A 15407-nucleotide genomic window follows, 5' to 3' on the forward strand; every position below is an offset into this window, starting at 1 on the left:
CAAATGCCAGCCGTTCATGCAGAATTTTCAGTATTATGCTCCGGGTTCCCTCTTCCATCCAGGCCAACCAGTTCCAATCCCTGAACATTCAGCGGCCCGACGGCTCGGAGATGACGTTTGTAGCTTACCGTAGCGACGTATATCCCGAACGGAACGAGGTTTTTTTTGAAGAACACGCCGTTATTGTCGTGCTGGAAGGGGAGAAAAAGTTTAGCTCGCCTACGCAGGAGTTGCACGTACACAAAGGCCAGATTCTGTTCTTTCAGCGGGGCTGCTACTCCATGAACGAATCCATTGATGCGAACTACAAGAGCCTTGTGTTTTTCGTGAATGAGAAATCGCTGAAAGAGTTCGTCGGCCAGCACCTGAACCTGTTTGAAAGCCTGCAAACGCCCCTCCCCGATGATCCTATTCTATCTTTCACGGCATCGGCTACATTCGAAACGTTCATCAACTCGTTGCTACCGTATTTCGGGGCGAAAACGCCTTTCCTGAACGAGTTACTTCGCCTTAAGTCTCAGGAATTGCTCATCCATCTGCTCGAACTCGACACCGACAGACACCTGAGGGCTATTCTCTGGCACATTTATCAGGGTCAGAAAACCGACCTCGATTATCTGATGAGTACGTATTTCCTCAAGCCTTTATCCATGAACGAGTTGTCGAGGCTTTCGGGTCGAAGCCTGTCGGCGTTCAAGCGGGATTTCGAGGAGCATTTCCATACTTCACCCGGCCATTGGATACGCCGAAAACGGCTCGAACACGCCCATTTTCTCCTGCGCAACACCGACAAGAACGTCTCGGAAGTCAGCATGGAAATTGGCTACGAAAGCGTATCGCACTTTATTAAGGCGTATAAGCAGCAGTATGGAGCAACACCAAAACGAGTGATTTGAGCCAAGACATATCCGCTGACTGCATTTCTCCTGTTGAAAATAAAAATGGTATTTACTGTCGAATTGTATCCTGGCTCATTGTCAAAAACACCAAAGCAAACTGTTTGCATTGATAAATAAGTGCCGGAAGGTAATTACGGCCCGGCACCATTAGTTGCCCAAAAAAGGAGGTCTATAATAAAACCTATTTGAAATCTAATGCTAAAAAAGCATTCAGTTGTATCAGGAATAACCCTCTCAGTCTTTATGATTCTGATAGCAACGATGGTTTATCCGGGAGGCTCACTTTTTAACAAGCATTCTGTTGGCTTTGACTGGTCAAAAAACTTTATAAGTAATCTGTTCGCAGAGAAAGCGGTGAATGGTTTAGACAATCCATCCCGGCTTTGGGCAGATACGGGCATGGTATTTCTTGCACTAAGTTTTGCCGTATTCTTTATTAACTTCTCAAAGAAGATTCCAGATCTGGGGGCCGCCAAAGTCATAAGCTACTTGGGAATAAGCAGTATGGCGTTTACTTTTTTGACAGTGACTCCATTTCATGACATAATGATCACTATAGCAAGTACCCTGTTTTTAATTGCTATGTTTTACATTACCGTTTTTATTTTCAAATCAAAGCTGCATGTGTTAAAAGTCTTGTGTAGTAGTTATCTTCTCCTTTTTTACTATACCCTATACTTGTACGGATCAGGCAATTATGGCTCATTACCGATTATGCAGAAACTAACATTTGCTAGTACAATAATCTTGATTTTATGCCTGGACTATTCTACAAAAAAAGAGGATTTCGATCAGGCCGAAACACCCAGACCAGATTTGTAACATAGGCAAAGCTTTCTTATAAAACCAACTTATTGCTTATTACCAAGGTAGCGGACGGAATACAGCTAGCCAATCCTTTATTGATTCTACCCTTGGACAGATTTCTAAATGTGCGATACGGGACAAAACAGAAAATCTTTGGTTCGGCACCACTTGGAAAGGTGTTTTCCGCTACGATGGAAAGTCGTTTGCTCTTACTCTACAGCGGTACGCGTTAGGCATATAGTGTCTGGACAACCGTAGAAGACAAAAACGGCACTATCTGGTTTGGAGAGAGGTGGAAAGCTGTGTCGGCACGATGGCAAAACCTTCACCAATTTTTCGGCCCGGCTTAAGTGAACAAGTGCTGAAACACCAGCGATAACCCTTTCGGACAAACACACGCCCCAACGAATAGACCAGTCATTACCCTATAACTTCCTTTCGATGAGCTAATCCCCAGAAATGAAGCTCGTCTATCACTTTTTCGAGCGACATACCGTGTGGCGTAATTGAATACTCAACGGTTGGTGGAAAGGTGTCGTGAACCTGCCGAAGGACAAGTTTATTCGCTTCCAGATTTTTCAGTTCTTTGGATAGCGTTTTGTCCGTTATTCCACTAACCTCTCTTGCTATCTGTTTGAATCGTTTAGGACTTTCTGACAACGAAAACAAGATCAACAACTTCCATCTTCCCTCAACCGCTTCAAGGGCATCCTTTATGGAAAGCATCGTTTTGGGGCAACCACCTGTCGACAACATCTCTGTTTATGGTTTGTATTACTTCCCCGCTGGATAGCGCTATCCCATTGGGAAGTAATATCGTTTGGATAGCGAATGTAGATAGTTTTGCCACAAATAATACTGATATGCCAAGCGAACAAAAGCAATCAACCCTACTAAATGTAGCCCTTTGGACAGCTCAGGTAGTTCTAGCCGTTAGTTTAATCTGGGCGGCAACCATGAAGCTTTTCCGGCCTGCCGACCAATTAGCCACCATGTGGCCATGGACAGCGGAGCATACTGATCTGGTTAAACTGACAGGCGTTCTGGATTTATTATCAGGTATTGGCCTGGTATTGCCTACGTTGCTCCACATACAGCCTCAACTGACACGATATGCAGCCTATGGGACAGTGGCCCTTATGGCAGCTGCCAGCCTGTTTCACCTGACAAGAGGAGAAACGTCACAAATCGGCGTAAATATTTTCTTTGCGCTTCTCGCCATTTTCATTGTATGGGGCAGATAAGTGAAAGCTACCTTTACAATGGAGGATTAAAAAAGCGAACACGTTGATCATAGAGACCAATCAGAAATCGTATCTGGATTGGACTCATAGATTTATATAGCCTGAACTATCAGCTCTGCGGTATATACATGGGCAATCGTACTTTCTCCTACGCATAGACCTACCGTTATGCTGGCTGCATGAAAAATCTGTTTATATCTGCGGGCTTTATCTGTCTCTTTTTTCATCCGGGCTTGAAGGCACAACAACCCGCCAAACCCAAAGCAGCCCTAACAGCTAATCTGGGCGTTTTTACCCGGAAACAGGCCGAAGCAGGGGCGGCTATGTTTGCCACGCATTGTGCCGCCTGTCATGGGCGGGATCTACGAGGTACGGAAGGTGGTAACGCGCTGGTTGGCGAGCGGTTCGTTGGCAAATGGAGCACTCAATCAGTAGGGCAGTTGTTCGACCTTACCAAGTCGTCCATGCCCAAGACCAATCCGCATTCGTTGGACGATGCGTCGTACGCGTCGCTGGTCGCGTTTATTCTGAATGCTAACGGATTTCCGGAAGGCGATGTGGCACTACCGTCGGCGACAGCGCGGTTGAAGGCGATTCCGATTGGAACCCCTCCTCCCTCATCGCGGGTGAGTATGCAGTTTAAACCCGCCGTGTACACGGAAAAACCCATCACCATTGAGGGCGACTGGCGGCAGCACCGGAGCGATTATGCCAGTTCCAACTATTCGCCCCTGAGCCAGATCAATAAAGACAACGCCAAACAGCTCAAAATTGCCTGGCGCTGGAAGACCGATAATTTTGGCCCAAACCCGGAGTTTTACTTCAAATCGACACCGCTGATGGTGAATGGCATGCTGTTTACCACAGCGGGTTCGAACCGAACCGTAGCCGCCATCCATGCCGAAACCGGGGAAACCTTGTGGACATTCCGGTTCGACGAAAAAGACCGAAAGACCTATGTGCCCCGTCAGAATTCGGGCCGGGGAGTCGCTTATTGGACCTCGCCCGACAAAGGCAAAGACCGGGTCATTTACATCACGCCAAGTTTTCAACTTATCGCCCTCAATGCGCAAACCGGGCAACTGATCTCCGATTTTGGCGATAACGGCGTGGTGGACCTCAAGAAAGGCCTTGGCCCGCATGTCGACCCGCTCACCTCCACCATTGGCTCAACCTCGCCCCCCATTATCGTCAACGATGTGATTATCATGGGCGCCAGTTTCCCCGTTGGGCTGGCCCCTACCTCCAAGAAACAGGTTCGGGGCGACATTATGGGCTATGATGTAAAGACCGGCAAACAGCTCTGGATTTTCCGCACCATTCCGCAAGCCGATGAAGCCGGGAATGAAACCTGGGAAAAGGATAGCTGGCAGTACACCGGAAACGCCGGAGCCTGGGCACCCCTCACAGCCGACCCAGCTCTGGGCTATGTGTATTTACCCTTAGAAGCCGCAACGGGTGATTTTTATGGCGGGCATCGGCCGGGCAACAATCTGTTTTCGCAGAGTCTGGTTTGCCTGGATGCCAAAACGGGCAAAAAGGTCTGGCATTACCAGCTCATCCACCACGACATTTGGGATTACGACCTGCCCGCCCCGCCTATTCTAGCCGACATTCGGGTAGACGGCAAGCCCATCAAAGCAATCGTGCAGGTCACCAAGCAGGCATTTGCGTTCGTGTTTGACCGCGTCACCGGGAAACCCGTCTGGCCCATTGAGGAGCGGCCCGTTCCGAAAAGTGATGTAAAAGGCGAATGGACATCGCCCACGCAGCCGTTCCCGACCAAACCAGCCGCCTTTGATCGACAGGGGTATTCGGATGATATTCTGGTCGATTTCACCCCTGAGATCAAGAAAGCCGCCCTGAAAATAGTCAGCCGGTATAAAAAGGGACCGCTGTTTACACCCGTTAGTGTCTATGATCCACCCAAAAACCTGGGTACCCTGATGCTCCCCGATGCGGTGGGTGGGGCCAACTGGCAGGGCGGTGTGGTCGACCCCGAAACGGGCATGCTCTATGTATCGTCTAGCACCGTGATTCGCCCCATGAGTCTGGAGGCTGCTCCGGCCATTTCGGACATGGATTACGTGGCCTACATGGGCAATGCCCGCATTGGTCCGTATGGGTTGCCCCTCGTCAAACCACCTTATGGACGAATCACGGCCATCGACCTGAACACCGGCGATCATAAATGGATGGTACCAAATGCCGATACACCGAGTTGGGTAAAGGACGTTCCGGCCCTGAAAGGCATCAAGATTCCCCGAACTGGCTTGCCGGATCGGGTGGGTATGCTGGTCACCAAAACGCTGCTGTTTGCCGGAGAAGGCGCGGGGCTGTATGGTTCCGATGGCGGTGGCGGCAACAAGTTCCGGGCGTATGACAAAGCAACAGGAAACATCATCTCCGAAATCGAGCTACCCGCCAACCAATCCGGCCTGCCCATGACGTATTCCATGAACGGCAAGCAGTACATCGTTGTGGCCGTTGGCGCGGTCGGCCATCCGGGGGAGCTGGTGGCGTTGTCGCTATAAAAGAGTAATCAAGGTTACTGCTTCAACTTGAAATGATTAAGATAAATACCAATTGTGCCACATACTTCCATGCATTTAAGAGTTGTACATAACTTTAAAAGATTGCATCAAAGAAATGGATATGCTTTCTATTAGACGAATAGTATTGGTAAACCTGCTTTTTCTTGGACAACTTTCACTTGCTCAAAGTAAGAAAGACAAATTGTCTGAAATTATGAAAACTTACCACAACTATAATATGTTTGACGGTGCTGTTTTAGTTGCAGAGAATGGAAAGGTTATTTATAAAGATGCATTTGGCTTAGCCAATAGAGAATGGAATATACCTAATACTACTGATACTAAATTTATGATTGGTTCTATTTCCAAACCTCTAACCGCAACGTTAATGCTACTGCTGGTTCAGAAAGGGTTGGTAGATTTGAATAAAACAGTTGAAGATTATTTACCCAATTTTAAAAATAAACCAGCAGCAAAGATTACAATCAAGCAACTGTTAAACCATACATCGGGTATCCCTAATTATGATATTATCAAAGATTTTTTTCCAAGAATCAGCCGTCAAAGTTTTACCAGAGAGGAATACGTAAAGGTTTATGCTGACTCAGGATTATCGTTTGAGCCTGGTACTCGATATATGTATAGCAGTTGGGGATATTTTACATTGGGGTATATTATCGAAAAAGTTACCGGAAAATCATATGAGCAGGCGATGAAAGATGAGATATTTGATAAAATACAAATGAAAAATTCTGGCTCATACCTGCACACTAAAATCATACCCAATAGAGCTTCCGGTTACGACTATGGCTTAGACGGTTATGTCAGCGCAGATTTTAGGGATCAGTCAAACACGATGGGTACGGGCGACATTTACACAACAGTGAATGATCTTTTCAAATTCCATGTTGCCTTGACCAATAACACTTTACTTAATAAGAAACTTACAACTGAAATGTTCACACCAGGAATTAGACCAGCCCAATATGGGTATGGATGGTTTAATCAAAATTTCAAATTCACAGCTACTGACAGTGTAAAAGTTAATTATCATTTAGGCTCAACGGAAGGATTTATAGCCTTTTATTTAAGAATTCCCGAAACGAACAGTATGGCTGTGATACTTTGCAATAGTGCTCCAACTGATTTCTTTGGTATTACAAAAAATATTATTAAAGTGTTGCACAATAAGCACGTCATTTTAAAAACTCCTGTTCATAAAAAAATGGAGCCTTATATTGTAAAATACGGTGCAGCAAGAGCAGTGGCAGAATATAAGAAGATGAAAAGCGATACAGCTAATTACTATGTAGACTGGTTACAAATGTATTATTTAGGCGAAAAACTCTATAGTTTAAAAAGGCTTGACGATGCAAGAGTAATTGCAGAAAATAATGCAATAGAATTTCCGAACAGAGATTACGTAACGCTATCACTTGCAAATATTTACTTAGCCTTACACCGGAAAGATGAGGCAATTAAATTTTATAAAAGAACGCTTGAATTAAACCCTATAAGTGAAGAAGCTAAAAATAGGCTGATAGAACTTAATGTGAAGTAGAAGGCTACGCCTAATATTTAGTACTGGCATTATTGAGGCTTGACGAATATAGCCTCAACATTTGTTCTTTATTGTACTTCAGTTCAGTGGCAACATTATGAATTTGGCTTAGTTGAAAATGGGCTATAACACGTTTGTTACGTCATCTTGAGTGACGTAAAAACTTGAAATTTTGCTCCGAAACTGCGGGAATGCCAACTCATAAACCGTTAGCTGCTATCTCATGAGATTTCGTAAAACCTCTCATTGAGCGAGCATGTCGGCTTATTAAACCCGTTTCCTAGCTTTCCCCAAATACCGCTTTCCACCCAACCAGCCCCCTTGGACTAAAATCGCTATTTACTGGACGAATGACGGGATTCGCCATTGATTAAGATTTATCAATTTTGTAGCCACCTTTCCCTATCCCCATGATAGCCGGAAAGCACTAAAGAAATTACCGCGATTAGTTATCCTCTATAGTTATGAGTACCCCAAAAACCCTGTTCGATAAAGTCTGGGATGCACACGTCATCCGGCAGGTTAAAGATGGTCCCGATGTTTTGTTCATCGACCGCCATTTTATCCACGAAGTAACGAGCCCGGTGGCTTTTTTAGGTCTCGAAGGCCGTGGCGCAACGGTATTGTATCCCGACCGCACCTTTGCTACCGCCGATCACAACACGCCAACGCTCAACCAGCACCTACCCGTTGCTGATCCCATGTCGGCCAATCAGTTGGCGGCTTTGGAGCGCAATGCCAAAACCTACGGCATTTCGCACTGGGGACTGGGCCACATTAAGAACGGTATCGTACACGTTGTTGGTCCTGAAAACGGCATTACCCTGCCCGGCATGACCATCGTTTGTGGCGATTCGCACACCTCAACACACGGTGCCTTTGGTGCCATTGCCTTTGGTATCGGTACGTCGGAAGTAGAAATGGTGCTGGCTACGCAGTGCATCATGCAGCCGAAGCCGAAGAAGATGCGGATTACCGTTAATGGTAAGCCCGGTAAAGCGGTGTTGCCCAAAGACGTCATTCTGTACATCATTTCGCAGACATCGGCCAGCGGTGCTACAGGCTACTTTGTTGAATATGCCGGTGAAGTGTTCGAGAACATGACCATGGAAGGCCGGATGACGGTTTGTAACATGACCATCGAAATGGGCGCTCGTGGTGGTATGATCGCTCCCGACCAAACTACCCTCGACTACCTCAAAGGACGCGAACTGTCGCCCAAAGGCGAGCAGTGGGACAAGCTCGTTCCGTATTGGGAATCCCTCAAAACCGACGAAGGCGCTACGTTCGACCTCGACCTTACCTTCGATGCCGCCGATATTGAGCCGCAGATTACGTATGGTACAAACCCAGGTCTGGGTACCGGTGTTACGCACCAGATCCCAACTGCCGACAGCGTAAAAGATGGCTCAGCCAGCTACAAGAAATCGCTGCAATACATGGGCTTCCAGGAAAACGAAAGCATGATCGGCAAGCCGGTCGATTTTGTGTTCCTCGGCAGCTGCACCAATGGCCGGATTGAAGATTTCCGCGCCTTTGCGTCGATTGTAAAGGGCCGCCAGAAAGCCGATAACATTACGGCCTGGTTAGTGCCGGGTTCGCACATCGTTGAGAAACAGATTCAGGAAGAAGGTATTCTGGACATCCTGACTCAGGCCGGTTTCGAACTGCGTCAGCCGGGTTGTTCGGCTTGTCTGGCCATGAACGAAGACAAGGTTCCGGCGGGTAAATACGCCGTGTCGACCTCCAACCGCAACTTCGAAGGTCGGCAGGGACCGGGTGCCCGCACGCTGCTGGCAAGCCCGCTGGTAGCTGCCGCTGCCGCCGTTACGGGAGTTGTTACCGATCCTCGCGAGTTTCTTAACTAGTCTGAAGTTTGATGTTTGACGTTTCACCACTTGATTATCGGTAGATAGCCAGATGTGCGATAACGTCAAACTTTAAACGCCAAACTTCAAACCAACCTTCACAATAATGGCTTACGATAAATTTACCATACTCCGCAGCAGTGCCGTTCCCATGCCGATTGAGAACGTCGACACGGACCAGATTATTCCCGCCCGTTTCCTGAAAGCCACCGAGCGCAAAGGATTCGGCGACAACCTTTTCCGCGACTGGCGGTACAATAACGACAATTCACCCAAAGCCGATTTCGTCCTGAACGACCCGACTTATTCGGGAAAAATTCTGGTGGGCGGCAAAAACTTCGGTAGCGGATCGAGCCGCGAGCATGCCGCCTGGGCCATTTACGATTATGGTTTCCGTTGCGTGGTATCAAGCTTCTTTGCCGATATCTTCCAGGCCAACTCCATCAACGTCGGTATCCTGCCCGTTCGGGTTAGTCCCGAATTTCTGGAGAAAATCTTTGCGGCTATCGAAGCCGACCCGAAGACTGAACTGGAAGTGAACTTACCTGCTCAAACGATTACGCTGTTGGCAACGGGCGAAAGCGAAAGCTTCGCGATCAACGAATACAAGAAGCATAACCTCACCAATGGTTACGATGACATCGACTATCTGCTGTCGATGAAAGAAGAAATCGGAGCCTTCGCCGAAACGCGACCATTTTAACTAATTGGTGAATGAGTAAATGATAGAATAAGTGAATAAATCGAACATCCGCAATTCACTCATTCTATCATTCACTCATTCTATCATTACATATGAAACGTCGCTACATTGAAATAATGGATACGACACTCCGTGATGGTGAACAAACCAGCGGAGTGTCGTTTTCTGCGTCCGAAAAGCTGGCTCTGGCTCAGTTGCTACTCACCGAAGTAAAGGTCGATCGCGTAGAGATTGCTTCAGCGCGGGTATCGGCGGGTGAACTGGAAGCGGTTCAGCAGATTACCCGCTGGGCAGCCAGCGTTGGCCTGATCGACAAAGTTGAAGTGCTAACCTTCGTTGACGGCCAGGCTTCCCTCGACTGGTTGCAGGCGTCTGGAGCGAAAGTGATGAATCTCCTCACTAAAGGTTCACTCAATCACCTCACCCACCAGCTCAAGAAAACCCCCGACGAGCACTTTACGGACATAAAACAGGTCATTTGTGCGGCTGGTGAGTTGGGAGTACAAACCAATGTGTATCTGGAAGACTGGAGCAATGGTATGCGCAACTCCCCAGACTATGTCTTTCAGTACCTGGATTTCCTCAGTACCCAGCCTATCCGACGGGTACTGCTCCCCGACACGCTAGGTATACTAACCCCCGGGGAGAGCTATACGTATGTCGATCAGTTAGTAGCCCGTTACCCGAATCTACACTTCGACTTTCACGCCCATAACGATTATGACCTCAGCATTGCCAATGTGATGGAGGCCGTTCGGGCGGGAGCGCACGGTATACACCTGACCGTTAACGGCCTGGGCGAACGGGCCGGTAATGCCCCCCTGGCCAGTGCTATTGCGGTGTTGCGCGACTTTATGCCGGATGTACGGACAGGCGTTATCGAAAAATCGCTGTATCAGGTCAGTAAGATTGTCGAGACGTTCTCAGGGCTTCGCATTCCCGACAACAAGCCCGTTGTTGGTGATAACGTGTTTACCCAAACGGCGGGTATTCATGCCGATGGCGACAAGAAAAATAACCTTTATTTCAACGCCCTGCTTCCCGAACGGTTTGGCCGTAAACGCAGCTACGCGCTCGGCAAAATGTCGGGCAAGGCCAACATCGAGAATAATCTGCGCGAACTGGGCATTCAGCTATCGGAAGACGACCTCAAGAAAGTAACGCAGCGGGTTATCGAACTGGGCGATCAGAAAGAGGTTGTCACACGGGAGGACTTACCCTACGTTATTTCCGATGTGTTGAATACGAATTCGTTCGCATCGCGGGTAGAAGTGCTCAATTATGTACTGACGCATTCAAAAGACCTTAAGCCTTCGGCTACCTTACGGGTTCGGATTGATGAAGAACATTTTGAAGAAAGTGCCCAAGGCGACGGCCAGTACGACGCGTTTATGAACGCTCTGAAAAAAATATACGTCAAAAAGAAACTGACCTTGCCTTTACTGACGGATTACGCCGTACGCATTCCGACCGGGGGCCGCACAGACGCCCTTTGTGAGACCATTATCACCTGGAAACACAAAAACGGGGAGTTTAAAACCCGCGGACTCGATTCAGATCAGACGGTATCGGCCATTAAGGCCACGCAAAAAATGCTCAATACCCTAGACTAAAAATGACGATTCGTTTAATAACTTCGTGTTCAGTAAATAAAGCATAAAACGTTATTACGTTTACTTCGTCTTCCAAATAGTTAGTTATGAGTCAGGCCAAACAAACGGCAGAAAAGGTAGATTACAACGGGGCCGACAACCTGGCCATGATGAGTCACGCCATAAATTATAATGGGGGTCTCTTCAAATGGGTATCAAGCGACATTCGCCCCGGCGAAGCCATCCTGGATTTCGGTGCGGGCAATGGTGAATACGCTAACCGGTTCCCGGCTGGTGCCGTTGATGCCGCCGAGATTGACCCTGAACTGCTACCGCTGATTAAGCAACCTGTTTATACAGACATCAGCACATTGGCTAAAACCTACGACTTGATCTACACGATCAACGTCCTTGAGCACATTGAACACCACGGCGAAATCGTCAAAGAGTTATACAAAAAACTCAAGCCGGGTGGCCGGATCAAGGTTTTTGTTCCAGCCCGTCAGGAGATCTTTAGTAACATGGATGAACACGTAGGGCATTACCGGCGCTACGACAAGAAGCTGGTTCGCCAGATTCTGGAAGATGCCGGACTACGCGTTACCGATTGTCGGTATTATGACTTCGCAGGCTATTTTATTTCTCTGATCTACAAATGGCTTGGCAAAGACGGCCGGATTACGAAAGAGTCGGTCATCTTTTACGACCGTGTTATCTTTCCGGTAAGCCGTTTGTTTGATAAACTCACCGGAGGGCAGGTCATTGGAAAGAACGTCATTGCCGAAGCAGTGAAATCATAAACACCATACCTGACCGGAATGCCTGGTTTAAAACTTTCACTTTTTTATTTGTCTGTTTAGCTTGCCCATTGTGAAGGGAGACCTGCGACCTACAGAACGTTAGCCATTCCTTTACTCTTTTGTCTCTTAAAAATGAAAAAACACATTGTAGTCATTGCCGGTGATGGTATCGGTCAGGAAGTAACAGCCGTAGGCAAACAGGTTCTGGATGCTATCGCAAAAAAATACGATCACGAGTTCACCTACGACACGGCGCTGATCGGTCATGAAGCTATCGAAGCCACCGGCAACCCCATTCCCGACGAAACCATTACCAAGTCCAAAGCGTCGGATGCTATTCTGTTCGGCGCGGTGGGTCACCCAAAATACGATAACGACCCATCGGCTAAAGTTCGGCCGGAGCAGGGTCTGCTTGGCATTCGGAAAGCGCTGGGCCTGTACGCAAACCTGCGCCCTATCAAACTTTTCGACGAGTTATTAAGCGCTTCGAGCATCAAGCCAGAGATTTTGAAAGGTGCCGATATTCTATTCTTCCGCGAATTAACCGGCGATGTGTATTTTGGCGAAAGAGGCCGTAAGGACAACGGTGACACGGCTTTTGATACAATGATCTATAGCCGCTATGAAGTGGAACGGATCGTGATCAAAGCGTTTGATGCTGCTATGACCCGGCGCAAGAAATTATGCTCGGTCGATAAGGCAAACGTGCTTGAATCGTCTCGTCTATGGCGTGAAGTCGTGCAGGAAATTGCTCCTCGCTATCCGGAAGTAGAGGTAGAGCATCAGTTTGTCGATGCTGCGGCTATGCTATTGATTAAAGATCCCAAGCGTTTTGACGTTGTGGTAACGGGCAACCTGTTTGGTGATATCCTGACCGACGAGGCCAGTCAGATTGCTGGTTCGATGGGTATGCTGGCATCAGCTTCTGTTGGCGATACAACGGGCTTGTACGAGCCAATTCATGGTTCGGCGCACGACATTACCGGCAAAGGTGTAGCCAACCCGCTGGCCTCTGTTTTGTCAGTAGCCTTAATGCTCGACATTTCGTTTGGCATGAAAGACGAAGCCAATACAGTAGTCGACGCCGTTGACTCTGTTCTAAAAGCTGGTTTCCGTACACGCGATATTGCCGATGCAACCACAGCTTCGGATAAGATATTGGGAACTCAAGCTATGGGCGATCAAATTTTACAACGTTTAACGGCTTAAAAAGTAAGGAAATTCATATCTTGAAATTTGTTTTCTGATTTGCAAACTAATCAAAAACACTTATTTTTGTAGCGTATTTACGCAAACAGCGAAATTTCGCGGACTAATCAATGAATAATTCTCTATCCTGCCGACTGCAACTACTACACGTTTTTTAAGACGGAGAAGGATATGCTATATTAATAAGCCTTTTCTCTGTCCAGAGGAAAGGCTTTTTTACTAACCAACGAATCATACGTATTTCAATCAATACCAAACTATGAGCCAGCGAGTTTACATTTTTGATACTACCCTGCGCGACGGTGAGCAAGTACCGGGCTGCCAGTTAACCACTGAGGAGAAAATTGTAGTAGCGAAAGAACTGGAGCGGATGGGCGTTGATGTTATTGAAGCTGGCTTTCCTATCTCGAGTCCCGGCGACTTTCGCTCGGTCGTTGAAATATCAAAAGCAGTTACTGAGCCTACCATTTGCGCCCTTAGTCGTGCTGTTAAAGGAGATATCGACGCTGCTGGCGAAGCCCTCAAATGGGCCAAACGCGGGCGCATTCATACTGGTATTGGTTCGTCTGACATTCATATTCGGAATAAGTTTAATAGTACACGGGAGAACATACTTGAACAGGCCATTGCTGCGGTAAAACATGCTAAATCCTACGTTGAAGATGTAGAGTTTTATGCTGAAGATGCTGGCCGTGCCGATCTTGCTTTTCTGGCACAATTAACCGAAGCGGTCATCAAAGCGGGCGCTACGGTGGTTAATATTCCCGATACGACCGGCTATTGCCTGCCCGATGAGTACGGCAAGAAAATAGCTTACATCTACGAGCATGTTTCCAACGTTCATCAGGCCACTATTTCGATCCATTGTCATAACGATCTGGGCTTAGCCACTGCCAATACGCTGGCAGGCGTAATGAACGGCGCACGGCAGGTAGAAGTAACCATGAATGGTATTGGTGAACGCGCCGGTAATACGTCGCTGGAAGAGGTCGTAATGGCTTTGAAAGTAAAGAAGGAGCTTGGCTTGCATACCAACATTGACACCACTCGCCTTTTCCCCGTTAGCAACCTCGTATCGCAAATGATGCGGATGCCTGTCCAGGCTAATAAAGCAATTGTTGGCCGTAATGCCTTTGCGCACTCGTCGGGCATTCATCAGGATGGCTTCCTGAAGCACTCGGAAAACTATGAGATAATGAATCCCCACGATGTTGGTGTGCCTAAATCCTCCATTGTGCTGACTGCCCGTAGTGGCCGCCATGCCTTGAAACACCGGCTTGAGCTACTTGGCTTCCGCTACGACAAGCCAACACTCGACGGCATATATACGCGGTTCCTGGATATGGCCGATGTTCGAAAAGAAGTTAACGATAAGGACTTGATGGAACTAGTCCGTTGAGAAAAAGCCCGATTAGATCGGGCTTTTTTGTTGATCAGGATCGATGAACAAAATGGCTAAAACTGCTGTTTCGCGAGAAGAACAGGTAGTAAATAAACTAAAATTCAAATCAATATGGCCCGCCCAACGCCCGAGTTAATTTATGCCCTTCGTCAAACAGCCCAGAACTTACAACATGGTGCTCCTTATCAATGGGGACATATGGGTGGCTGTAATTGTGGAAACCTTGCACAGCAGCTTACAAAGCTCAATAAACAACAGATTCACCAATATGCTATGCAACGTCATGGTGATTGGAATGAACAGGCTGAAGATTACTGCTCAACCAGTGAGATGCCTATTGATCTTTTAATTAATGAAATGCTTAACGCGGGATTAGTTCTTGAAGATATAAAACACCTTGAACGATTAGATGACCGGCAAGTATTACTACGCTTTCCTTTAGAACAAAGATATTTAAAGCACAACGTGCGACAGGACGTAATTACTTACATGAATGCCTGGGCCGATTTACTGGAGGAAGAATTGTTAGAGAAGATAACCTTACCTTCTATGGAAGCATTAGAAATAGCTTAATAGCTAATTAGACTATAGCATTGAAAAAGGCTTGTACGTGAGTATAAGCCTTTTTCAATGCTTAATAGAACCTTATTAAACGCAAAAAGCCGTTCACTGGGTGAACGGCTTTCGCTGTTTCAATAGGTGGCATCTTCCTACTCTCCCGCTTATGACAGCAGTACCATCGGCAGTACGGGGCTTAACGGCTCTGTTCGAAATGGTAGAGGTGAACA

Annotated in this window: 13 protein-coding genes; 12 read left to right on the plus strand and 1 reads right to left on the minus strand. The window is 47.2% G+C overall.

Features of this window, described 5'->3' with window-relative positions:
* The first annotated feature begins 35 nt into the window (after positions 1-35).
* Both NT073_RS10625 and NT073_RS10630 read left to right on the plus strand, forming a co-directional pair.
* Positions 36-896, plus strand: coding sequence for a helix-turn-helix transcriptional regulator (locus NT073_RS10625; RefSeq protein ID WP_297372766.1), 861 nt, complete (start codon positions 36-38; stop codon positions 894-896).
* Between the two features lie 246 nt (positions 897-1142).
* Positions 1143-1721, plus strand: coding sequence for a hypothetical protein (locus tag NT073_RS10630; RefSeq protein ID WP_297372768.1), 579 nt, complete (start codon positions 1143-1145; stop codon positions 1719-1721).
* A 405-nt stretch (positions 1722-2126) separates the two neighbouring features.
* Here the strand turns inward: NT073_RS10630 and NT073_RS10635 are convergent, their stop codons facing one another.
* Complete coding sequence (locus NT073_RS10635; protein ID WP_297372769.1) at positions 2127-2462, minus strand: helix-turn-helix domain-containing protein; 336 nt, start codon at positions 2460-2462, stop codon at positions 2127-2129.
* Between the two features lie 107 nt (positions 2463-2569).
* Here NT073_RS10635 and NT073_RS10640 point away from each other — a divergent pair, with 107 nt between their 5' ends.
* The 10 genes from NT073_RS10640 (at position 2570) to NT073_RS10685 (ending at position 15192) form a co-directional block, all read left to right on the plus strand.
* A complete protein-coding gene (locus tag NT073_RS10640) occupies positions 2570-2950 on the plus strand; it encodes a DoxX family protein (protein ID WP_297372771.1) in 381 nt (126 codons plus the stop codon).
* Between the two features lie 179 nt (positions 2951-3129).
* Entirely contained in the window at positions 3130-5484 is a 2355-nt protein-coding gene (locus tag NT073_RS10645) for a PQQ-binding-like beta-propeller repeat protein (RefSeq protein ID WP_297372773.1), read from the plus strand.
* Positions 5485-5599: 115 nt separating this feature from the next.
* The gene (locus tag NT073_RS10650) at positions 5600-7045 is read left to right on the plus strand and encodes a serine hydrolase (RefSeq protein ID WP_297372775.1); all 1446 of its coding nucleotides are present in this window, start codon (positions 5600-5602) and stop codon (positions 7043-7045) included.
* Between the two features lie 464 nt (positions 7046-7509).
* Positions 7510-8913 carry a 3-isopropylmalate dehydratase large subunit gene (leuC, locus tag NT073_RS10655; protein ID WP_297372777.1) on the plus strand — a complete coding sequence of 468 codons (1404 nt, stop codon included), beginning with the start codon at positions 7510-7512 and terminating at the stop codon, positions 8911-8913.
* A gap of 106 nt (positions 8914-9019) precedes the next feature.
* A complete protein-coding gene (gene leuD, locus NT073_RS10660; RefSeq protein ID WP_297372779.1) occupies positions 9020-9616 on the plus strand; it encodes a 3-isopropylmalate dehydratase small subunit in 597 nt (198 codons plus the stop codon).
* Between the two features lie 92 nt (positions 9617-9708).
* Positions 9709-11229 (plus strand): alpha-isopropylmalate synthase regulatory domain-containing protein, encoded by a 1521-nt coding sequence (locus NT073_RS10665; RefSeq protein WP_297372781.1) that lies wholly within the window; start codon positions 9709-9711, stop codon positions 11227-11229.
* A gap of 86 nt (positions 11230-11315) precedes the next feature.
* Complete coding sequence (locus NT073_RS10670) at positions 11316-12008, plus strand: class I SAM-dependent methyltransferase (RefSeq protein ID WP_012930352.1); 693 nt, start codon at positions 11316-11318, stop codon at positions 12006-12008.
* Positions 12009-12140: 132 nt separating this feature from the next.
* Positions 12141-13217 carry a 3-isopropylmalate dehydrogenase gene (gene leuB / locus NT073_RS10675; protein ID WP_297372784.1) on the plus strand — a complete coding sequence of 359 codons (1077 nt, stop codon included), beginning with the start codon at positions 12141-12143 and terminating at the stop codon, positions 13215-13217.
* A 259-nt stretch (positions 13218-13476) separates the two neighbouring features.
* Complete coding sequence (locus NT073_RS10680; RefSeq protein WP_297372786.1) at positions 13477-14616, plus strand: 2-isopropylmalate synthase; 1140 nt, start codon at positions 13477-13479, stop codon at positions 14614-14616.
* A gap of 114 nt (positions 14617-14730) precedes the next feature.
* Positions 14731-15192, plus strand: a complete 462-nt coding sequence (locus tag NT073_RS10685; protein ID WP_297372788.1) for a hypothetical protein — start codon at positions 14731-14733, stop codon at positions 15190-15192.
* The last annotated feature ends 215 nt before the right edge of the window (positions 15193-15407 follow it).

This window comes from Spirosoma sp., from assembly GCF_026391055.1.
Classification (GTDB): domain Bacteria; phylum Bacteroidota; class Bacteroidia; order Cytophagales; family Spirosomataceae; genus Spirosoma.